21 protein-coding genes are annotated in these 20,559 nt (G+C 40.5%); 7 read left to right on the top strand and 14 right to left on the bottom strand.

From position 1 onward, the window contains the following. Positions 1–42: 42 nt before the first annotated feature. Complete coding sequence (locus AC1F2U_RS00770; protein WP_480259405.1) at positions 43–1,146, bottom strand: TIGR03032 family protein; 1,104 nt, start codon at positions 1,144–1,146, stop codon at positions 43–45. A gap of 899 nt (positions 1,147–2,045) precedes the next feature. Between AC1F2U_RS00770 and cysC the strand changes: the two genes are divergently transcribed. Continuing rightward, positions 2,046–2,618 carry an adenylyl-sulfate kinase gene (gene cysC, locus AC1F2U_RS00775; protein ID WP_480259633.1) on the top strand — a complete coding sequence of 191 codons (573 nt, stop codon included), beginning with the start codon at positions 2,046–2,048 and terminating at the stop codon, positions 2,616–2,618. Between the two features lie 31 nt (positions 2,619–2,649). Here the strand turns inward: cysC and AC1F2U_RS00780 are convergent, their stop codons facing one another. Next, positions 2,650–4,638 carry an ABC1 kinase family protein gene (locus tag AC1F2U_RS00780; protein WP_480259406.1) on the bottom strand — a complete coding sequence of 663 codons (1,989 nt, stop codon included), beginning with the start codon at positions 4,636–4,638 and terminating at the stop codon, positions 2,650–2,652. Between the two features lie 259 nt (positions 4,639–4,897). On the opposite strand from AC1F2U_RS00780, the gene recN reads away from it, so the two are divergent. Beyond that, positions 4,898–6,646 carry a DNA repair protein RecN gene (gene recN / locus AC1F2U_RS00785; protein WP_480259407.1) on the top strand — a complete coding sequence of 583 codons (1,749 nt, stop codon included), beginning with the start codon at positions 4,898–4,900 and terminating at the stop codon, positions 6,644–6,646. A gap of 44 nt (positions 6,647–6,690) precedes the next feature. Here recN and AC1F2U_RS00790 read toward each other — a convergent pair whose 3' ends face one another. Next, on the bottom strand, positions 6,691–7,365 hold the full coding sequence (locus AC1F2U_RS00790) for a hypothetical protein (RefSeq protein WP_480259408.1): 675 nt from the start codon (positions 7,363–7,365) through the stop codon (positions 6,691–6,693). 844 nt (positions 7,366–8,209) lie between these two features. Here AC1F2U_RS00790 and AC1F2U_RS00795 point away from each other — a divergent pair. Beyond that, entirely contained in the window at positions 8,210–8,593 is a 384-nt protein-coding gene (locus AC1F2U_RS00795; RefSeq protein ID WP_480259409.1) for a hypothetical protein, read from the top strand. 185 nt (positions 8,594–8,778) lie between these two features. On the opposite strand, the gene AC1F2U_RS00800 is transcribed toward AC1F2U_RS00795, so the two are convergent. Genes AC1F2U_RS00800 through AC1F2U_RS00810 form a run of 3 tightly spaced genes read right to left on the bottom strand, consistent with a single transcriptional unit; the run spans position 8,779 to position 11,336 of the window. After that, on the bottom strand, positions 8,779–10,047 hold the full coding sequence (locus AC1F2U_RS00800) for an MFS transporter (RefSeq protein WP_480259410.1): 1,269 nt from the start codon (positions 10,045–10,047) through the stop codon (positions 8,779–8,781). Further along, entirely contained in the window at positions 10,013–10,486 is a 474-nt protein-coding gene (locus AC1F2U_RS00805) for a MarR family winged helix-turn-helix transcriptional regulator (protein ID WP_012410989.1), read from the bottom strand. The genes AC1F2U_RS00800 and AC1F2U_RS00805 overlap by 35 nt, the downstream gene beginning before the upstream one ends. 19 nt (positions 10,487–10,505) lie before the next feature. After that, a complete protein-coding gene (locus AC1F2U_RS00810; RefSeq protein ID WP_480259634.1) occupies positions 10,506–11,336 on the bottom strand; it encodes an ABC transporter permease in 831 nt (276 codons plus the stop codon). Between the two features lie 6 nt (positions 11,337–11,342). Between AC1F2U_RS00810 and AC1F2U_RS00815 the strand changes: the two genes are divergently transcribed. Beyond that, the gene (locus AC1F2U_RS00815; protein ID WP_480259411.1) at positions 11,343–11,819 is read left to right on the top strand and encodes a hypothetical protein; all 477 of its coding nucleotides are present in this window, start codon (positions 11,343–11,345) and stop codon (positions 11,817–11,819) included. 181 nt (positions 11,820–12,000) lie between these two features. Here the strand turns inward: AC1F2U_RS00815 and AC1F2U_RS00820 are convergent, their stop codons facing one another. Beyond that, the gene (locus tag AC1F2U_RS00820; protein ID WP_480259412.1) at positions 12,001–12,690 is read right to left on the bottom strand and encodes an SAM-dependent methyltransferase; all 690 of its coding nucleotides are present in this window, start codon (positions 12,688–12,690) and stop codon (positions 12,001–12,003) included. Between the two features lie 43 nt (positions 12,691–12,733). Further along, positions 12,734–13,279, bottom strand: coding sequence for a protein-tyrosine phosphatase family protein (locus tag AC1F2U_RS00825; protein ID WP_480259413.1), 546 nt, complete (start codon positions 13,277–13,279; stop codon positions 12,734–12,736). A 542-nt stretch (positions 13,280–13,821) separates the two neighbouring features. Between AC1F2U_RS00825 and AC1F2U_RS00830 the strand changes: the two genes are divergently transcribed. Genes AC1F2U_RS00830 through AC1F2U_RS00840 form a run of 3 tightly spaced genes read left to right on the top strand, consistent with a single transcriptional unit; the run spans position 13,822 to position 14,918 of the window. Beyond that, on the top strand, positions 13,822–14,031 hold the full coding sequence (locus AC1F2U_RS00830; protein ID WP_094328129.1) for a DUF2997 domain-containing protein: 210 nt from the start codon (positions 13,822–13,824) through the stop codon (positions 14,029–14,031). A 39-nt stretch (positions 14,032–14,070) separates the two neighbouring features. Next, positions 14,071–14,457, top strand: a complete 387-nt coding sequence (locus AC1F2U_RS00835) for a DUF1257 domain-containing protein (protein ID WP_012406942.1) — start codon at positions 14,071–14,073, stop codon at positions 14,455–14,457. Further along, complete coding sequence (locus AC1F2U_RS00840) at positions 14,457–14,918, top strand: ferredoxin (protein ID WP_480259414.1); 462 nt, start codon at positions 14,457–14,459, stop codon at positions 14,916–14,918. The genes AC1F2U_RS00835 and AC1F2U_RS00840 overlap by 1 nt, the downstream gene beginning before the upstream one ends. Before the next feature lie 119 nt (positions 14,919–15,037). Here the strand turns inward: AC1F2U_RS00840 and AC1F2U_RS00845 are convergent, their stop codons facing one another. The 6 genes from AC1F2U_RS00845 to AC1F2U_RS00870 form a co-directional block, all read right to left on the bottom strand. After that, positions 15,038–15,322 carry a YiaA/YiaB family inner membrane protein gene (locus AC1F2U_RS00845; protein ID WP_480259415.1) on the bottom strand — a complete coding sequence of 95 codons (285 nt, stop codon included), beginning with the start codon at positions 15,320–15,322 and terminating at the stop codon, positions 15,038–15,040. Between the two features lie 276 nt (positions 15,323–15,598). Next, the gene (locus AC1F2U_RS00850) at positions 15,599–17,203 is read right to left on the bottom strand and encodes a DUF4335 domain-containing protein (RefSeq protein ID WP_480259635.1); all 1,605 of its coding nucleotides are present in this window, start codon (positions 17,201–17,203) and stop codon (positions 15,599–15,601) included. Positions 17,204–17,452: 249 nt separating this feature from the next. Beyond that, complete coding sequence (locus AC1F2U_RS00855) at positions 17,453–18,058, bottom strand: DUF3038 domain-containing protein (RefSeq protein ID WP_480259416.1); 606 nt, start codon at positions 18,056–18,058, stop codon at positions 17,453–17,455. A gap of 736 nt (positions 18,059–18,794) precedes the next feature. After that, positions 18,795–19,376, bottom strand: coding sequence for a leucine-rich repeat domain-containing protein (locus AC1F2U_RS00860; RefSeq protein ID WP_480259417.1), 582 nt, complete (start codon positions 19,374–19,376; stop codon positions 18,795–18,797). A 3-nt stretch (positions 19,377–19,379) separates the two neighbouring features. Continuing rightward, positions 19,380–19,688 (bottom strand): hypothetical protein, encoded by a 309-nt coding sequence (locus AC1F2U_RS00865; protein WP_480259418.1) that lies wholly within the window; start codon positions 19,686–19,688, stop codon positions 19,380–19,382. 210 nt (positions 19,689–19,898) lie between these two features. Then, a complete protein-coding gene (locus AC1F2U_RS00870) occupies positions 19,899–20,549 on the bottom strand; it encodes a Uma2 family endonuclease (protein ID WP_480259419.1) in 651 nt (216 codons plus the stop codon). Between the last annotated feature and the right edge of the window lie 10 nt (positions 20,550–20,559).

Genomic DNA, 20,559 nt, shown 5'->3' on the forward strand with positions numbered 1-20,559 from the left:
AAAATTTGATTTCAACAATTACGGCCTGATTAAACAGATTTCTTACTCATTAGGAATCACTGCACTCGGTCGCAGCCAGTAGTTCAACTCTGGTGCAGTAAATGCTTGGCGGATTTCTTTTCGTTCTTGATTCAAAACCATCGGACGCTGCACACCAGCAAGAAACTGTACATCATAAAGTTCTTGACAGCCTGCGGTGAACTTCAGCATTCCCACCTGTTGCCCATTTCGCAAATCCACTACTGCCACGCCACATAGTAACCGCTTAAACCGTTGGGTTATGGGCAACCCTCCGAAAATATGCCGTTCCCGAATCTGGCATAGTCCAACTAGGGCGTAATATCCTACGCAGCACAGCCCCCGCAGAAATCCAGGGAGTACACAAACTACTTGTTGGTCTTCCGATTCTGGATGAATGCGCCATATTTCCCCTGCTCCAGAGTTGAGTAACCACAAAAACCCGTCATGCCAAATTGGGGAATGGGGCATTGATAATCCATTTATAATAATTTCATTGCTCTCTACTTCCACTACGACTCCACCGTTGGCTTTGCCCGACCGCCATCCTCCAACGGTATCTGTCGCACCGAGGGCAGTCACATACTTGGGTTTGCCATCCACCATCGCTAATCCATTCAGGTGACATCGGTCTTCTGGCACTACTTCAGAAATAAATTTCGGATGCCAACGCGGTACAAAGCTAAAGTCTGGACTCAAAGCAGAAAGACACGAAAAGCGGGTATTGACGATCCACAGCCCTTCTCTGCCAAATTCCAGGTCGTGAATATTAAGGTCGCCTGTAAAATATGTCATCCGTGGCAGATAAAGGGCATCGTAGCGTCCGGGCTGGTCTTCTAAAAACTCATAAGCTAAAGCGGGGGCATTGGCTAATAAACAGACTTCGTGATGGGTAGCCAGTGCCAGTCGTGAACCATTCACTGCCAATCCCATTGGTTTAGAAAATTGGCGTAACAACATGGTTATCTGTTCCCCATTCCAGCCTACTAGTGCCAGTTTTCCAGCTTGGTAGGTGCTGATGGCAATTGAACCTCCGGCTTGACTTAGCCAGGAAATAAATCCCTCATCGGCATCACATTGAATTAAGTTATTCTCTTCTGGCGCAGTAGTAGGAAAAGTGGACAACATAAATCAGTTGAATTAAATTTCAAATTTTGTTGAGGAACTTTAGACTTAGTTAGATACAAAATATACTCAGTGACTATAGCCCTTAAAATTGAGCGGTCAATTACCAACTACGAACCCCAAAAATTACTGGCACAAAGCACTAGTAAAGCATGGCGTAAATCCAGCTATCACCTCAATTAAGCAGAAAAGTTGCTCTGAGCAACTGATTAAAGGTGAACAAATTTATGCCAAAGTGTACTAGTGATTGATGTCATTAGTTTTGATGAGTTGTGAAAGTTTGTAGTTAGGGCTAAAACCCTTGAAATTGGCTGAGAAATCGTTCACTACGAAACTCTCAGAATTGATGACACAGACCACTAAGCGTGCCATCATTGTCAATAAACAAGCTTGTACCAGAAACAGTACCTAAAGGAATCGACCCCAGAAAATAGGTCGCGCCGCCATAAAGCTTCACTGGATCTAACTTTGCAAATATTTTGAACTTAGTTTTTTATAATGTCCTAGCGGTAAATATTGTTTGGTAATCTACTGTTATAATAAAGACTTTTTTGTTTAAAAATAAACTGTATATATACTGAATGTAAAAATTAGTTAAAACTTCAATAATTTAAAAACTCAATCGACAAGTTTTGTTACTATGAGGGCAAATTGCGTTGTTATGGTAGAGAAAATGCGTAGATGTAGCCCGTCGTATACATCGCCATCCTTCGTATTAAATATTTAGCCTAAATACGTATAACTATGCGATTTTTCACTTGAAATCAGTAGCGGTAAAAGTCGCAAGGTTGACATAGAGTACCTTGCAATTGCTGAAATTGCTGCTACAAAAGGATTATAAAAATAAAATTACTATTTGACCCACAATTACCTAAAAAAGCTTTTTTGGTGTGCCATTTAAAATTTACGACGAAAGTAGGATGAGACAACAAGAGTGTGGTGTGACAGTATGGTTCACTGGTCTGAGTGGTGCAGGTAAAACTACTATCTGTCAATTTGTGGAGAAGGAACTGCGGATACAGGGATATAAAGTTGAAGTTCTGGACGGTGATGCGGTACGTCAAAACCTATGCAAAGGATTGGGTTTCAGTAAAGAGGATCGAGAGGAGAATATTCGGCGCATTGGCTTTGTAGCTCAACTTCTTGCTAGAAATAATGTCATTGTATTGGTTTCGGCAATTTCACCGTACCGCAAAATTCGGGAAAAAGTGCGCCAAATGACTCCATTTTTTATTGAAGTTTACGTCAACGCATCATTGGCAGTTTGTGAACAGCGAGACGTAAAAGGGTTATATAAAAAAGCAAGAGCAGGAGAAATTAAGCACTTCACTGGTATTGACGATCCTTATGAAATACCACTCTGTCCTGAAGTCGAATGCAAAACTAACCAGGAAAGCGTTGCTCAAAGTGCAACTAAGGTCTTAGAAAAGCTAGAAGAGTTGGGTTATATAGTTGCTAGAATGAATGATTTATGAGTTAAATAAAGTTTTTAACTCATAACTTTTACTAAGATGCCAATAATTGCCGAATCAACCTGGCCACAGCTTTCTGCGTGAAGCGGTTGGCAATTTGTTGACCTAAACGTTGTACATCTGAATTTACCAATAACTGAGCAATTTGGGATGTAAGTTGCACTGGGTCAAAGCCTCTTGTTTCTCGGAGAATACCTAATATACGTTTGATATGCTCCAAGGTTTGTTGTTGCTCAACTGTAGCTGCTGGAGTTTTATTAACTGCTGTCAATCCTACCCGTTCTCGTAACAAGGAGGTAAAGTTATGCAAAACATTTTTACCTAAAGCATCGAGTCCGTTAACAGATTCATCTACTAGCTTGTCACGAATAAAAGCACCGCGTTCAGATGACAGAAATTCTATCCCCTGATTTAGCACTAAGTTAAAGTCGTAGTCTTGACTATTACGCGCATTTTTTAACAAGTTTTCTAAGCGATTCCAGCGAAATCTGCCATCTTTAAATAGCAAATCTTGCAATGATGCTCTTAATTGCGGTGCTGGATCTGTTAACAGGCGTTTAGAAACGTAGGGATAAGCTTCGCTGAGGACTTTAAAGTTTGGATCTATATATATTGCAATACCTTCCAGTGTCACCAGGGAGCGAATAATTAAGGCGTAGTAGGGCGGTACGCGGAAAGGATACTCATACATCAAAGCTGATAGTTCATCGGTGATGCTTTTAATGTTAAGTTCGGCAACGCTGGCTCCTTGAGCATCAGCAAAGACTCTGGCAAAAGCTGGGATAATTGGTGTTAAATCGGTTTCTGGTGATAAGAAATCTAACTTTACGTAGTCTTTTGCTAATCCTTCAAAGTCGCGGTTGACGACGTGAACGATCGCTTCTATCAAACCATAACGCTGTGGTGGCTTAATCTCGCTCATCATCCCAAAGTCGAGATAAGCTAACTTACCATCGGTTGTTGCTAACAAATTACCAGGGTGGGGATCGGCATGGAAAAATCCATGCTCTAGCAGCTGGCGCAGGGAACACTGCACACCCACTTCAATGAGATAACGAGCATCTATACCTTGGGCGCTAATTTCTTCTGTCTGGGTTAATTTAGTGCCGTTAATCCACTCCATCGTCAAGACGCGACGATTGGTGTATTCCCAGTAAATTTTCGGTACGTATACGTCTTTTATATGACCGTATAACTCAAAAAATCGTTCGGCGTTTTCACCCTCATGGATGTAGTCCATCTCTTCAAAGATGCGATCGCCTAATTCATCGAGAATCCCAACTAAATCACTTCTTACCCGTTTAACCCTTTTCTGCACCCAAGCGGCGAGGTTACGCAAGATATACAAGTCGATGGTGATCCCCTCTCTTAAGTCGGGGCGTTGAACTTTAACAGCAACTTCTTCACCAGTTTTTAGCTTACCTTTATAAACTTGCCCCAATGAAGCCGCAGCAATTGGATGGGCTGAGAGTTCAGCGTAAACCTCTTCTGGAGGTGCGCCTAATTCTTCTTTGATAAACTGGTAAGCAAGTTCGTTCGGAAAAGGCGGTAATTGGTCTTGTAGCTTAGTTAATTCTTCTAGGTATACGGGAGGAACTAGATCCGGTCTGGTAGATAAAGCTTGTCCAATTTTGATGTAAGCAGGCCCCAGTTGGGTCAGCAATACTCGTAGCTGGGTGGCTCGGCGGCGGTCATTTTTGACGACAATTCCCCGTTTACTATCCGACCACAACCCAAAAGCAAAGGATAGAGCTGGCCCCAAAACGGCAAAAATCCGCCGCAAAACTTGCATTTTTCTGTTTTGGTAATGCGCCGCTATGCCTACGGGATCGTAAAGAATCTCAGGTTGGGCTGTTGTCCTCAACTGTTGGGCTGCTAAGAGTCTTGGCGAGCGCACAACTAAGCTTGATGTACCATCTTCTGGCACTATATCAATAACGTCCAGTTCGCCTCGGCTATTTGTGCCGTTGCTACTGTCCTCCTGAATCGGTCGGGAACTAGGGGGAAGTGTCTTAACAATCATGAAGAATGGCCACCAGTCAGAACGATCACATTAAGTATTGTAACAATATGTTGATGGATTGGACATAGGCCATTAGGCATTGGGCATTAGGATTCAAAAATTCTTTTCCCTACCCAGTCGCCAGTACCCAGTGGTTTGCTACACTTAAACGGGCATACTAGTTCAATAGTATTAGGTATTGCTAGTTGCTCAACGATGAGACTTATTATCCTGTAAGTTGGAAGTATCCGGCATCTGCCCTCATGGAGAATTTGGCTTGATGTTGCTTTGCCTGCGAATTGAAAACTTTGCCCTAATTGACCAACTGGAATTGGAATTTGGCGCGGGACTAAATGTGTTAACAGGTGAAACCGGCGCTGGAAAATCGATTATCTTGGATGCCATTGATGCCGCCTTGGGCGGTAAAGTCTCTAGTAGAGTCATTCGCACGGGGACAAGTCGGGCGATGGTAGAAGCTACTTTCACCTCAAACGCTCCTCTAGCCGCTTGGTTGACTGAACAAGAAATAGATTTGCTTGATGAAAATTCTGTAGTCATTAGCCGAGAAATCACAGCCACTGCTAGTAATGTCCGCAGTCGATCGCGGGTGAATGGTGTGTTGGTGAATAGGCAGATCATGGCAGGAATGCGCGATCGCTTGGTGGAAATTACCGCCCAAGGTCAAACTGTACAAGTGGGACAATCTGCACAAGTCCGTGACTGGCTAGATTTATATGGCGGCGACTCCTTGATGCAACAGCGTCATAAGGTGGCCACGAGCTTCAGTGCTTACCAACAGGCGCATTTAGCACTAGAAAAACGCCGGACATCGGAACGAGAACGGTTGCAACAACTCGACTTGCTTACTTATCAAGTGCAGGAATTGGGAGCAGCCAATCTCAGCGAAACTAATGAATTGGAACAGTTGGGACAAGAACGGGAACGCCTAAATCATGTCGTCGATTTGCAACAGATGAGTTACAAGGTTTATCAAGCTTTGTATCAAAACGATCATGAAACTCCCGCCGCAGGTGATTTGTTGGGAGACAGTGAGGCGATATTAAATGACATGGTGGAATATGATACCCAGCTGCAACACCTGTTGGAATTGGTGCGGGACGCGCAAGCTGCGGTAATGGAAGTGGGAAGGCAGATTAATGCTTATGGGGATGGTTTGGAAGCCGATCCGCAGCGCTTGGAAGAGGTGGAAGAACGAATTCAGGAGTTAAAGCAAATTTGCCGCAAGTATGGGCCGACACTTACAGAAGCGATCGCTTATTACCAACGTATCCAAGCAGAATTAGCCCAACTTAACGACAGCGAACAATCTATCGAAAGTCTGGAACAGCAAGAAAAGGCGTGTTTTGAGAAACTTACCCAAGCAAGTAATCAGTTAACTCAATTGCGGAGTAAGGCGGCGGCTAATTTAGAATCACGTTTGATAGCTGAACTCAAGCCCCTAGCGATGGAAAAGGTGAAATTTCTGGTTGAAATATTACCAGCTTTCCCAACTGCGATGGGAGCAGACAAAATTACCTTTACATTTAGTTCCAACCCCGGAGAACCACTGCAACCTTTAACAGAAGTTGCCTCTGGTGGCGAAATGAGCCGTTTTTTACTGGCTTTAAAAGCTTGTTTTTCTCAGGTTGACGTGGTTGGGACAATGGTATTTGATGAAATTGATGTCGGGGTTTCGGGAAGGGTAGCCCAAGCGATCGCGGAAAAATTATATCAGTTAAGTCAACGCAACCAGGTGTTATGTGTTACCCATCAACCTTTAGTTGCGGCAATGGCCGATCGGCATTTTCGTGTAGATAAGCAAACTATCAATCAAGGCAAAGGTAAAAAAGCCAACAATGATAATGGCGAACAGCGTACCGTTGTTAGAGTTACTACCTTAGATAATTTAAACACCCGTCGGGAAGAACTAGCGCAGTTGGCTGGTGGTAAATCTGCAACTGATGCGATCGCTTTTGCAGAATCTCTATTATTACAAGCTGCTAATCACCGTCGTGGAAAGCATAATTGACCAAATAATTACGAATTACGAATTACGAATTACGAATTATAAATTTAGGCTGCCAATTCTGAAAGGCGTAAACCAGCAATATTTTCACAGGAAAAAGTCTCTTTGCCCATACATCGCCGACAGATTAGCTCTATAATTTGCCCTGCCCAATTGCGGAAAAACCATTGGCACAAGGAATCATCTTCTTGAGGAGTTAGAGACAGAGGAATAAAACCTTTTTTCTGCCATACTTCTGCTGCTGTATAGATCTCATCAACAAGAATGGCAACGTGATGGACAGTATTAAAACCTTGCTCCTGGAATAAGCTAGCAATCTGTTCATCTGGTGCGTTAGGCGCAAGCAGTACCAAAATCATGCCTGACGGCATTAATGCTGAGAGAAAGTACATGCTAGCATCTTCAGGCAATAGGTTTTGCTCAGGACAAAAATCATCAGGCCATTTTCCTGGCCCTTCAGTAATTTTAGCATTATAGTTAATCAGAGCTTTAGCATAGTCTGTAAGAGCTTCTGAATCAGGAAACAACACTACATAGTGATCTACGATAACTCGTTCACCAAATAGATGTATGCAAAAAGATGAGTTTAGAAATTCTGGAGTCTTGCACCCATCTTTATACAATAGTAATCCATCATTTTCTACAAAAGGCGACTCCTTATTCATTGAAGTTTCGGCTAAGTTAAAACCTTTTCTAGGATCTAATGAAAGGTTATTGTTCATAATGCTTACCTATAAAAACAATTTATAGTATTTATTCAAAATTGAGGCTTAGAGCTAATTTGTAAACTCAAGTAAAGTACTTGTCTAATAAGGGTTGCAGTAATTTAAGTCAATACAGCACTTATTTGCTGAAACTTAGACCTAGTAATGAGGTGAGTACTCTTAAGATTTTCTTTACAAATCAGCTCTTAAAAACAGGGTTTATGTTTATATCTACTATTATACTCAAATGCTTTGAGCTAATCTCAAACACCCGCAAGGCAATTATAGTAACTAAGAATACTAACTGTCTCTAAACTTGCGTCGAATAATTCCTAACTTATCTCTTCCTTTTATTCCTGATGAAAGGTACTACGTAGCTTGTCTCTTTGTATTCTTCTGAGCGAGACGCTGTACTTAGCAGGCAAGGAACAGCTTTGTTGCCCTCCCACTCTAGGTAATTTTTCAAGTATACGAGCAATCTGTTCTTTGAAATTTTCAATCAAATACAGCATTATAGTCTTTCTACTCATGAAGCCCATTTGTCAAGTCCGATCTATACAAATTTCAATGAGTTTACCCTGCAAATTTCAATAGAAAAAGTATCTAAAAATTTGACATAAGCATCTAAAGATTTTTCATTGTATAGATCGGTGATTTTTTATATATTTTTTATGTAAATAGCATTAATTATAAGTGTTTTTTAGAGTTAGTAAAATTCATAAAAATACTCTGTCATTTATTCCAAAAAGCTCAAAATTAGTAATTCAAAAAACAATAAAAAAGCTACACATGAAGCTTCGTTGTACTTTTTGATATTTATTAATGAAGCAAAATTTATATCCTAATAGGAGAATTAACTCTAATGGCATCTGATTCAAATTCTGTTTTTGGTAATACCGTTAATGGTGGTGGTCAGGGTAGCAACCTGAGCGATCCTTTCGCACCTGGAGGCGCTTTTGGCATCCCAACGGCTGACAGCTTCGATTTTGATAAGTATGGAATTCCCAAAGAAGGCAGCTTCGATCCTGCTAAGTATGGCATCCCAACGGCTGATAGCTTCGACCCTTCTAAGTATGGTATTCCAAAAGAAGGCAGCTTTAGTTTAGGTAGCTCTGGCATTCCAACGGCTGATAGCTTCGACCCTTCTAAGTATGGTATTCCAGCTGAAGGTAGCTTCAACCCTTCTAACTTTGGTATTCCAAACGGAGGCAGTGTACCAAATATTGGTGGTAGCCCAACTGCTTAGTATGGCAATTGGTAAATTTAAGTTAGACATAATCCTAAAACTCTGGGTTTGTCTACCTCTTAATTAAGCAATATGCAACTTCCACTAAACAAAAATCCCATCCTTTGCATAGGGTGGGATTTTTATTATCTATGGAAGACTTAGTAGTGGATATAACTCCATCATCTAATACTGCCATTTTAAATTTATTTATACTCTTGCAAAGCTCCTAACTTACGAATTCCTGGCCAAATCATTGCCGTAGCAATCACTACTACAATTGTGCCAATTCCACCACCCACAACGGAAATTACCGGGCCAAATAAAGCAGCAGTCAAGCCGGACTCAAAGCCGCCTAATTCATTCGAGGCACTAATAAACACGCTATTAATAGCAGCAACCCGACCACGCAAATTATCCGGTGTTCTGATTTGAACTAATGTGTGGCGAATCACAACGCTAATACTATCTAATGCACCACCAAGGATCAGCATCAACATAGACAGCCAAAAGGAACGAGAAAGTCCAAAGATAATTGTGACAACTCCAAAGCCAACCACTGACCACAATAAGGCTGGACCTGCTTTGCGTAACGGTGGTAAATACGCTAGGGTAATCGCCATAGTCAAAGCACCGATGGAATGGGCTGCTTGTAGATATCCCAATTCTACTGGCCCCACATGTAAAATATCTTTGGCAAAGATTGGGAGGAGCGCGATCGCACCACCCAACAATACTGCAAACATATCTAATGTAATCGCTGCTAAAATCAACTGATTCTGCCAAACAAATTTAGCACCAGCTGCAAGTGCTTTAAATGAAATTGGCTCGGTTGAGCGAATAGTTTTTTGCTCTTTGATCGCCAGCGTTAAAATAAAACACAGTAAAGCTGCGATCGCTGCTAACACATAAACTCCTGTAGCACTTCCCAACAGCGCAATCCCAAATCCTCCGAAGGCTGGGCCTATGACTGCGGCTAACTGAAAGCTACTACTATTCCAAGTAGCTGCATTCGTAAACGCACTGACAGGTATCAACTGCCACATCAGAGCATCACTGGCAGGTTTGAGGAATGCTCTCGCTACACCTGTTAATACCAAGCAGGCGTAAATTAGAAAAATTGCACCCTGAGTATAGGAAAGTACTGCTAAAGCTAGTGAGCAGAGAGCTAGCAGCATTACCGAGAGTAACATGGTCACTTTGCGATCGCGGCGATCGGCAACATCTCCGGCAATTAGGGTGAGAATAATCATCGGTAGGACTTGCGCCAGTCCTACACCACCTAAAGCGATCGCTGAGTTAGTCCGCTCATAGAGTTCCCAGCCAATCGCTACAGTTTGCATTTGCGACCCTATGAACAGCACCAGCCGTCCAATGGTAAATAGCCGATAGTCTCGAAACTTAAAGGCTGCAAAAGGATCGTGTTGTGCAACCTCAAAGTTATGGGGCTTTGAGTTCTGTTTTCTCGAAGACATTTTTTAGTAGAGTTAAGCCTTCTTCAATGTTGGAAATTTGGTCTTCTGAAAGACCTTTCAGCAAGTCGGTAATATGAGCGCGAGTTTGATCTTGGGATTGCTTAAGATGGTGTTTTCCATCTTCAGTTAAATTGAGCAGCACCCGCCGCCGCTCTTGAGGATGAGCAATCCGTTTCACGAAGTCGCGTTGTACCAAGCGTTCTATGGTTGCTGATGCCGTGGCAGAGGTGACACCTAAATGCTCTGCTAAGTCAGATAATGAAGCACCAGGATTCCGGTTGATAAATGCTAGCGATCGCAACTGAGGTATAGATAAAAAAGCGGCACTATGGGCACGCATATCCGCTCGGATAAACCGCATCACTAATGGAACTGTTTCCATTACTCTAGCGGCACATTCTTCGGAAGTTGCACCTTGATTAGGTTTATCCAAGGTCATGGGCTTGTTGTTCTCCTAGTTACATGGCTACCCGTGGATAAAGTTTTCCACCAAGGATGGCCAAAATTATTAATGTGAATAAGAGAATTGTACAATCCAGACCAAAGCCATAGATGCTAGTGCCGTTTAACAGCATGCTGCTACGTAAGCCGTCAACCAGATAAGTCAACGGATTTAAATGGGAAACGAACTTTAACCAATTGGGCATCAACGAGATCGGATAGATGGCATTGCTAGCAAAAAATAAGGGCATGGTTAACAATTGTCCAATACCCGTCATCCTTTCTCGGCTTTTCACCAAACAGCCAATAATTAATGAAAAAATACAAAATGTTCCCGCCCCCATTATGACTAGCAGCAGTACTTGGAGAATAGCTAGGGGATGAAGATTTAGTTTGACACCTAATAAAAATGACAATCCGTAAATGAATATTACCTGAGATAAGCACCGTACCCCACATGCTAGACCTTTGCCCAACACCATCGCTACACGGGGTGTAGGACTAGCTAAAAATTTATGTACAATTCCTAAATCTCGCTCCCAGATTAGCGTCATTCCACCACTGAAAATTGCCACAAACAAAATACTCTGAGCCAAGATGCCAGCAGAAATGAAGTCCAAATAGGGTAAGTCGCCTGTTGGAATCGCGCGAGTCCGGGCGAAAACTTGCCCAAAAATTAGCAGCCATAAAGCTGGTTGCACAGCCCGAACGACTAAATCAGTGGGATCGTGGCGGAGTTTACGGATTTCCAATTCTGCGATCGCCAGGGTTTTTGTAACTAGCTCTTTAATTGCAGAGATCAAATTTACTCGGACGGTGGGTGGTGCTTTAACCCAACCGTTGAGCAGCACGTCATGGCAATAAAGGATGTTCTTGCAGATTTCGAGGGAGATAATTTCGTCACTCCCAGAATTATTCGTGCTGTTCGCAGTTTTAATGGTCAAGGTACTTCACTTTATTATTATATTGATGCTAAAGATTCTGATGGGCTTGTTGCTGGTCTAAAACTAGACTTTTTTAAAGAAGTTCGCTTTACTAACTTTAAAAAACCTCATCCAACAGAGAAATATAAACCTTATTTTGATAAATTCATTTCTGGATGGACTTGTAGGCATGATGATGTGCTGCAATGTTTTACATCATCGAATTCAATAACAAAAGTGCAATTAGACAAGATGGCTAAACATTGGAAAATTCCTGTAAAGCGATTTATCAATACCTTGTTACTTGCATATATGTTGTTGTGCGATGCTGAGGATGATGACTGGATTGATGGAGCTGATTGGGACTGCGGAGATTTCGGGGGTTCCTTACCTTCACCAAAGCGATGAAGCGTCTTGCTGAAAAATAGTGCCATATTCTTTTATAAATAGTTAAAACACAGATGCTAATAATATTTATTATGGGCTACCTCTTATGTACATCAACATAGAGAATTTGGCGATAGCCTATATGTAGTGATAAGTGCGATCATAGCACTAAAATTAGAAAAGAAGCATTACTAATTACGAATTATATAACATTTCTAGTTATCTTCAACATTCGATTTCCACCAGGCTGTAGTTCGTATTCAACCTTTTCAATATCTACCTTGTAACCTTTTGAAGTGTAATATTTTACTATTTTATCTAAATGTTGTGAATGCTTCCACATTAAAGTTATCAGGGGAAATATTCTGACTTCTTTAGCAATACGCAGCATCTCACCTATAGAATCTAAGTGAAAATTGTAATCGAGATGGTCTGAATATAAAAACAATAAATGTGAACAAAGGGCTATATCAAATTCTTGATTATTAAATGCCAATTTTGGCAATTCACCGACTGTGTATCTGTTGGTTTTTTTGCCAATTTCATAATCAGACAGAAATTCTCGAATAACTTTCACTCTATTGTGTCGCAAATCATCTGGAGATTTATGATAACTCCATACCCAATCATTCGATGTAGCCTTGACTTGGTTAATGATGTTATCTACCACTTCATTAAATCTTTGCAATATCTCATCGCCAGAAAATTGGTAGAGTGGATCAACAGAAACTACACTTTTACCTTGACGTGTCATTTCTGCATTAAAGCTTGCTGGGCCATCTCCAATCCCAATAATTCTTCTATTTAAATCTGCATTTGTTAAATTGAATATTTTTATATATTCATCCATTGACCTCCCAAAAGGAACTACTTTATCTAGAACCATTGCCATAGAATTCATCTCATCAATAGACTGATTAAAGAGGATAAAATCATCAAAATGTTTTATTCACTGCGAGACGGCAATCATTCAGAAGTACGTCAAGTTCTTTTACAACTGTCAAGGGATTTTTACCTCTAAATACAGCAGCGATCGCAGCTTCATAAGGATTTCTACCTGTTTTTTTGACAGCATTTATTGCAGCTTGATTTGATAATCCTCGGACACTAACTAGCCATGCCGCTAATACATGTCCAGTACGTCCAATTCCACCAGAACAGTGTACAACAACTTTCTCATTTTGTTTATCAGCTTCTATTAAGAAAGGAAGTATTTTCTGTGTGAGGGTTTCTAAATCACATAGATGGAAATCTGCAATTGGTGCCCAACAAACTAGCTGATTCCCAAATTCTTGTTTATATATGCTTAGAAGATCGGAGTAAGAAGCTAGCTGTTGTTCAGCAAGAAGACAGCAAACTCGCTTGATATCTTGACGCTTGATGAATTCTATCCAATCCTGAACGTTCTTATCAGTATGTCCAGGTCGCGCAGCACCAAAGACTATTTGCTCCTTCTCCCAAGCTGGGGCAAATTTGTACATATTTAACTGTCTAGAGTCGAGGTTGATAAATCTCACTAATGGCAGAAAATAGCGATGGCAGTTTAAAAATCTTTCTACAGCCGATGCCAGCTAAAGTAACTATATCTAAAGTCCTAATACAATACCTACGTATACACGCTATATTACTTTAGAGTTATACTGTACTGATATAATCTACCTGGAAAATAATAAGGTAGAACGAATGCTAAAAATAAAGTTTTTCAAGAAATTTTATATTTTTGTGAATTGCTTTGCTGGCTATACTACCTCTAACGCTTGTTTTTAGGACTTTTGCAGCTTACTTTGCTAGCTCCAGTTGTTACCTTGACTAATCAATGAGGTTAAGAGAAACTAACTAAATACTGACGTATGTGCTTATAATATTAATAAGTTTTGTAAAGATTCTGAGATATATATGTTGAAACATGGAACATTAGTCAACAAATGGCAAGTTTGTATCTAAATATGTTCCTACGGCTATATTTTTAGCCTTCTGCTAAGGCAGTACAATTTAAGCGTACTTATCCTGGTTGACCAAAAGAATGGAGACATTAGAGTTCATAATCTATCCAGACGGTCGGGTACAAGAGAAAGTCACTGGCATTGTGGGTAATTCTTGCGCTGAAGTTACAGCAGCAATAGAAGCACAGCTGGGGCAAGTACTTAATCATGAGCCAACCTCAGAATATTTCGCCGCGAAGGTGCAGCAATCTAATGTGGCGAATACACACACCACTTACAGCGATTGGTAAGTTTTCACAGTAGTTTAGTGTTATTAATTCACAACCACCATGTCACACTTTAGCCAAATTAAGACTCAAATCCGTAACCTTGATTCTTTGAAAGATGCTTTAACTGAATTGGGCGTAGACTGGAAACCCGGCCCACGAGAAGTCCGTGGCTATCGCGGTCAAACCCATCCTGCGGAAGTTAGTATTGAGCAGGAAAATGGCTATGACATCGGCTTTAGATGGAATGGCAAGGAATATGAATTGGTGGCTGACTTGCAATATTGGCAGCAAGATTTGTCTGTAGATGGATTTTTACGCCAAGTAACACAGCGCTATGCTTATCAAACAGTTGTGAAAGAAACCGCTCGTGTTGGCTTTCAAGTTTCTGAACAACAAAAAAATGAAGATGGTTCAATTCGCCTGGTAGTACAGCGCTGGAGTGCGTAATGGCTGATTTTCTGCCGTCGCCGGAAGAACAAGAAGATAACCGTTCCGGTTTGGAACCAGAACTAGGGGGTTTTTTACGGGATGCCCCAGAACGTTCTGGTTTAGAACCGGAATTGGGAGGTGTCCTGCGCCAAAATGGTGTTTATGTTGACGAAATCACCTGTATTGGTTGCAAGCATTGCGCTCATGTTGCGCGTAACACCTTTTATATTGAACCAGATTATGGGCGATCGCGCGTGGTTCGGCAAGATGGGGACGCTGAGGAACTTATCCAAGAGGCGATTGACACTTGTCCGGTTGATTGCATTCACTGGGTTGATTACACTGAACTGAGAAAATTAGAAGACGAGCGCAAATATCAGGTAATTCCTTTAGTGGGTTATCCTGTAGAACAGGCAGTTGTTGCTAGCGAACGTCGGCGTAAAAAGCAAAAGTTAAAAACCAAAAAATCCCGTTATTAAGATAAAAACCTTAAATCAATATAATAAAGGACTGGTATATCCAGTCCTTTTATTTTTTGTTATGTAGTTAATTTCTGATGTCAGGGTAATTTTGAATTCCCTGTAAGAGCTAACTCTCTTCATTTTAAATTTAGAGGATCGTGTTGTGAAAGCAATTTTTCTACTTTTGCCTCGTCTAACCTAGCGGTTAATCTTCTAGTTTCGTGCAAGTCTCTAGTAGTTTTTGCCAAAGTAAAAGTTGAGCCAACAGAGAAAGCCATACCCATACCCATAAAGCCTTTCACCCAGCCATTTACAGGTAAATTTACAATACCGAAGGTGGTCATAGAAATAGAAATTACAAAAGCTGCCCAAGTTTGAATAATCCAAGCTGCACTATCTTTTTGGGTACCAATTGTTTGCATATTTTCTACCTTTGATATGAGTTATTAATACCAATTCTTAATTCGTAATTAAGAAGCGTAAGATTTAATCTGGGTTTCCAGACTTGTATCTATAGTTTAGTTTTGGAGAATTGGTGTTAACAGTAATTATATTTATTGGTAGGTTTACTGGTATTAATATTAAGACCAGTTTCATAACTGGACTTTAACAGGTAAGCTCAAGAACAATTGTAGTAAGTAGAAACTGGCACAAGATTTGTACCAGTTTTACAAGTGGCATTGAAAGGATGAGTTTAGTTATTCATCTGGAAAAGTCTGTACCTTGCCATCAGGACTGAGAACAACTCTAATTCTGACATTTTGTCCATTTTTATTAGCGGAAACAAAAGGTTTGCCAACTTCAGGCATCCCAGCGTTATCAACGAATTCTCTTGCTGCCTTATTAAGGGGGAAAATTCGTTCAATTGTGCCATCAACACCAACTATCAAACTGTACTCTAATGTTTGTCCCATTCCAGTAGGTGGTTGCCAACGCTTTGTTAGGTATTGTCTAGCTTCTGCTATTTGAGGTGTGTCAAATAATGTGCCAGTAGCTACTTCCCTGGATGTGGGGTTTTTACCTGCGTCCCCTAATTGATCGATAAATGGATTATTAGCAGCAGTTCTAGAGGAGGGAAGTTGTGAAGTAGGTTTCTCTCCAGCAGAAGATTGCTGTAAGGCACTGATTCTTTCGTCTAGCTGTTGTGAGGTTAGTGGGGAGGGTTGAGTTGGGGTATTGAGACGATTCTTATTGGGTATGGTGTCAAGAGATGGAGGCAGAACTGGTGAGATATTAGTTGGTAAGCTATTGGCGTTAGAAGATAGTCTGGGTGGCAAATTCCGCAGTTGGGGGATAGCACCGGGTTGGGAACTTGACCCAGTTGGATTCTGTGCCAGATTTGGTAATATGGCAATTTCCTGGCCTGGGATTTTGCTGGATGGTGAAGGCATCGCTCGATTACTAGGAAGGGTTGCAGTCGTCCCTTGAGGTATTGTCAATGTATTTGGTGGCGGTGCAGAGAAAGTACTAGAACTAGGGGCTGTTAGAGGTGCTTGGGGTAAAGTGGATGTGGAAAGTGGAGGGGTAGAACCTAGCAAATTATTTGATGGAGGGGTTAGCCCAGGTTCAGGGGTGGGAAAGTTTAGTGAGGATGAAGGTTCTAGAGCAGTTTTTACCGCTGTTGAATCTGAAGTTTTGGCTGTCTGCTGTTCCTTTTCTCTAATGTTGTTAGCATATTGCCAAGTAACGGGTAAAAAACCTATACCTAATACTAATACTGCGGCAACAGGTGCCCAAGCAGGAAACCTCAGAGTCGAACTCGTGTTGTTGAGAGTTGGGAGTGCCATCACATCAGTCGAGTATTCATCTAAAGCACTTGCCAAATCAAATAGTTGCAGTAAACTGAGTTGAATTACGGGGCCAGATGAATAGTTGGCCAGAGAACCAAGAAAGAGGTTGTGAGTTAAATAGCTGCTTGGTTCTAAGTGGATATTTGCCCCTGGAATCTGATTACTAAAAGCATTTAATGTTTTTGTTGAAGACTTTAATTCCGGCTCATCTAGTGCTGTGCTTGACTCTTGGGTACTGGAGAAACTGACCCAAAAGCTTTCTGGAGACTGTTGGAGGAATTGCTGTACATAGTTGGTGACAGCATCACATAAAGCTTCGAGTTGCTCGCGATCGCCCCGAATTGGAACTCTTTGTTCTTCTGGTAGTCGGGGATCGTCAAAACGTAGCTCAAAGCTCAAATGTTTGAGGACAGTTTTCCCCATCCAACGGGACAGAGCTGAGCTTTGCGCGAATACTTCTAGCGTGCAAGTCGGTGGTGTGTAGCAACGAATAACTGAATTTGATAGAGGCATGACAGGAACTACGAAGAAGACTATATTGGGATTTTGCAAAAATTGAGCCAGTTGCTTGCAAAGAAAAGTTGGAACGGTGGATTCTTCCACTCAGAAATTTGTCAGGTTCCTCCTGTTATGCAAACTGGCGTGCAAGCAGGAAGCATTGTTGATAGTGCATCGCTCAAGAACTAATGACCATCAAAAAGGTTTCCTGACCTAGCAAACTTTTGAAAACGAATTTTGGTTGAGGAATTTCAAATCTAAAATTTAAAATTTTGTTGAACGGTCTATAAGTGCTAGCCAGAGACGGCGATGCCCACCAGGAGCGCTGTAAAAAAGTAAATCTACAAGCAGTTTTAAGGCCAGGTTGGTTAGTAAATCAGTTGAGATTTGCTCGTCCTCTTCCATCCGCTCTTGGTAGGTGTTGCAAAAAGCATCAATATAGTCTCCAAGTAAAGCAGCCTGGTGAGGTTCCCGGTTATTTTCTGCCATTTGTTCTAACAGACCGACAGCACGGCGAATCAATTCCTGGTGCTGTTTGGCTAGGTAGCAGACGATCAAAACAAGCGATCGCGCTTCTTCGACATCTAGCTTTTTTCGCCCTCCTTGACCTTTGCGTAGAGGATTTGATTGGCGCAATCGCCATAAAGCTACGCGGTCTGGCACTCTTGACTCTAAATTCAGATCGGTTGCCGCCGAAAGCATTGCCTCTGAACCAATCCCAGTTAAGGTTTCTAGCGCTAACAGCACCAAGTCTAATTGGGTTTTGATATTGTCCCATTGAACTGTGTTTGGGGCTGGAAGCTTGATTAAATCCTCCCAATGGGAATTTGGAGTGGCTGAGTTGGCGGCCGAGTGCATAACTTTAAGCATAGGTGATCGAGCTGATAGGGGATGTTGCTGTTACCCATTTTGAAACCAGACTCTTAAGAATCAAGCTTGGTTTCCCATAGATAGCTATGAGCCAGAGGCTTCAGCTAGCTTTTTGATCTGGTAAACAGTAGGTATCTTTGTCTTACTCTAGATGAAAATTTATTTTCGACAAAGTAAAAAATTATCAATTCTAATTAAGGTTTACCCGACTTTCGCTGTTAGCTACGTATCAGAGTATAAATAAACTATTGTTTTAAATGCTAACCGCTAGCGATCGCTAAGTAATTATGTAGAATACCTCCTAATTTGTTTGCATTTTTAAATTTTGAAATTTCTTGATATTTATTACTTGGTCTTAATATATACATAATTACTCTACAAATATTTTTCCTGTTTGCTAAAGGCACTTTTTGCTGCTGGACATTACCCCAACTGAGTTTTACTTGTGTGCAGCCTGTTATTTCAGTATAGGCTGGGCAACATCAGGACGATTGACGCCTCCATGAATAAAACTGATGACAAACTTAAAAATTTGATAAAGTCAGCGTTTGAAGATGTTGGGTGATTGATTTATTCCAACTTAGTTGGTACTATTGCTCTAACCACAAACCACGCACATATCAGAACTCATTTATAAAGTTAATGGGCAGAGGTAATAGTTTAGACATTTACCAAAACCTATGCTTAAATATGGCTTAATTTCATTACTTCACCCAAGCGAATCACTCTATAATCATCACCAATCTATTTCAAATGGTAAGTTGAAAACACTTTCAGGAAGAGACTTTAGAGGATTTCCATAGAGAAGTATACTGTTCTTAAGTCCAGATAAATTCCCCATCCTATCTGGTAATCCGGTTAGCTGATTGTTTATAAGCTCTAATTTTTCTAACTTAGTCAGGTCACCTATACTCCCTGGTAATTGAGTTAATTTATTGTCATTAATAATTAGTTCTCTAAGATTTCGCAATTCACCAATACTCTCTGGCAAAGAACTTAAAAATCCCCTTTCAAGCCTCATAACTGTTAATTTTTGCAGTTTGCCAATAGTATCTGGTAACTGATGTACTTTGGGATTACGGCTGATTTCTAAATAATCTAAATTACTAAGATTACCTATAGTATTAGGTAGTGATTGTATAACTGTAGAGTTAATTATCAGTTCTTTCAAAGAACTAAGTTCTCCAATATTGTCAGATAAATTCTCAAAATTAGCAAGCGGTCTCATTGATTCCATCAACTCTAACCGCCTAAGATTTTTGAGTTTACCAATACTGTTTGGTATTGCTTTCAAGCGTGAACAATCAGCAATGTGCAAAACTTATAAATTTGTAAGATTGCCGATACTTTCAGGTAGATATTCTAATTCACATAAATCATAAATCTTAAGTATTTTCAAGTTAGTTAGCTTTCCAATAGTTGTTGGTATTTCTCCAATTCCATAAACTATATTGTGCGATTTACTATAAATTGTTAATTCTTCTAAGTTTAATATGTTGCCGATAGAATCAGGAATAACAGGATACCTATACCTATGAGAAAAACTCAAGTCTAGTCGCGTGACTTTGGCTCTTATGTCACTTTCAATTACTGCTTCAGCTTCTTGTAGAGTTTCTATTTCTATATCCATATAATTTATGATATATCTTATTTAATTAGAATATTAATGTCTGGTACTTATAGGTATTAGATAAAAGGTAAGTGGCGTGGTTTGCTAACCTGTAAACCACGCTTCGTGAATCTCCTAATGTTTAGTTTGGTAAGGGATAAATAGCAAAATATCACTATTTTTATCCCACTAGCCATAACTTTTTTGAGTAGGCATTTCTGACAATTTCAACTAAATCGGGCTACTAATTTGCTGTCTTATCCGCGCACGAAATGCTTTCATTGTCACATTTCTACCATTAGTTTTACTTAGGATTAAATATTCGGGAATTATTTTGGTAATGGGGAGATTAGTAAAAATAGAACTGATATTTGATTCTAGATATTTACTATCAGATAGCACATTTATTTCCAACTTGCTTCCGTTCCATCGCCATAGCTCTGGTACTCTTAAAGCTTGATAATTATTGAAACGAGTGCGGGAGGTAATATCAATTTCAATAGCTAAATCTGGAGGCGGGTCGGTTTCTAAATTTATTCTATCTTTGCCCCTAATTTTAGCTTCATTTTGGATATAGAAACAATCATCGGGTTCTACCCCAGCATCCATACTTTCCTTATCAAAAGTCGTAGAACCCAAACTCCAAAATTCCAGATCGAGTTCTTCTAATAAAACTTTTACCAAGTCGCCAATAATAACTTTAGCTACTTCATGCTCTGGCAATGGAGCCATTATTTCTAGCACCCCTTGACTGTAACCTATCCGCGAACTGCGATTGTCTCCTAATTCTGCTAAAATGCGTTTGTATGCCGACCAGGAGACATCTTTAATCAACAACTGATGACCGGCTCTAACAATTAGTTGATTGAGTTCAAGTAACATAGCATTCCTG

The sequence above is a fragment of the Nostoc sp. LEGE 12454 genome (assembly GCF_056620565.1).

Coding starts and splice junctions, on each gene's coding strand:
- AC1F2U_RS00770 (WP_480259405.1), bottom strand. CDS start 1,146: ATGTTGTCCACTTTTCCTACTACTGCGCCAGAAGAGAATAACTTAATT.
- AC1F2U_RS00780 (WP_480259406.1), bottom strand. CDS start 4,638: ATGATTGTTAAGACACTTCCCCCTAGTTCCCGACCGATTCAGGAGGAC.
- recN (WP_480259407.1), top strand. CDS start 4,898: ATGTTGCTTTGCCTGCGAATTGAAAACTTTGCCCTAATTGACCAACTG.
- AC1F2U_RS00790 (WP_480259408.1), bottom strand. CDS start 7,365: ATGAACAATAACCTTTCATTAGATCCTAGAAAAGGTTTTAACTTAGCC.
- AC1F2U_RS00795 (WP_480259409.1), top strand. CDS start 8,210: ATGGCATCTGATTCAAATTCTGTTTTTGGTAATACCGTTAATGGTGGT.
- AC1F2U_RS00800 (WP_480259410.1), bottom strand. CDS start 10,047: ATGTCTTCGAGAAAACAGAACTCAAAGCCCCATAACTTTGAGGTTGCA.
- AC1F2U_RS00805 (WP_012410989.1), bottom strand. CDS start 10,486: ATGACCTTGGATAAACCTAATCAAGGTGCAACTTCCGAAGAATGTGCC.
- AC1F2U_RS00815 (WP_480259411.1), top strand. CDS start 11,343: ATGGCAATAAAGGATGTTCTTGCAGATTTCGAGGGAGATAATTTCGTC.
- AC1F2U_RS00820 (WP_480259412.1), bottom strand. CDS start 12,690: ATGGCAATGGTTCTAGATAAAGTAGTTCCTTTTGGGAGGTCAATGGAT.
- AC1F2U_RS00825 (WP_480259413.1), bottom strand. CDS start 13,279: ATGTACAAATTTGCCCCAGCTTGGGAGAAGGAGCAAATAGTCTTTGGT.
- AC1F2U_RS00830 (WP_094328129.1), top strand. CDS start 13,822: ATGGAGACATTAGAGTTCATAATCTATCCAGACGGTCGGGTACAAGAG.
- AC1F2U_RS00835 (WP_012406942.1), top strand. CDS start 14,071: ATGTCACACTTTAGCCAAATTAAGACTCAAATCCGTAACCTTGATTCT.
- AC1F2U_RS00840 (WP_480259414.1), top strand. CDS start 14,457: ATGGCTGATTTTCTGCCGTCGCCGGAAGAACAAGAAGATAACCGTTCC.
- AC1F2U_RS00845 (WP_480259415.1), bottom strand. CDS start 15,322: ATGCAAACAATTGGTACCCAAAAAGATAGTGCAGCTTGGATTATTCAA.
- AC1F2U_RS00850 (WP_480259635.1), bottom strand. CDS start 17,203: ATGCCTCTATCAAATTCAGTTATTCGTTGCTACACACCACCGACTTGC.
- AC1F2U_RS00855 (WP_480259416.1), bottom strand. CDS start 18,058: ATGCTTAAAGTTATGCACTCGGCCGCCAACTCAGCCACTCCAAATTCC.
- AC1F2U_RS00865 (WP_480259418.1), bottom strand. CDS start 19,688: ATGGATATAGAAATAGAAACTCTACAAGAAGCTGAAGCAGTAATTGAA.
- AC1F2U_RS00870 (WP_480259419.1), bottom strand. CDS start 20,549: ATGTTACTTGAACTCAATCAACTAATTGTTAGAGCCGGTCATCAGTTG.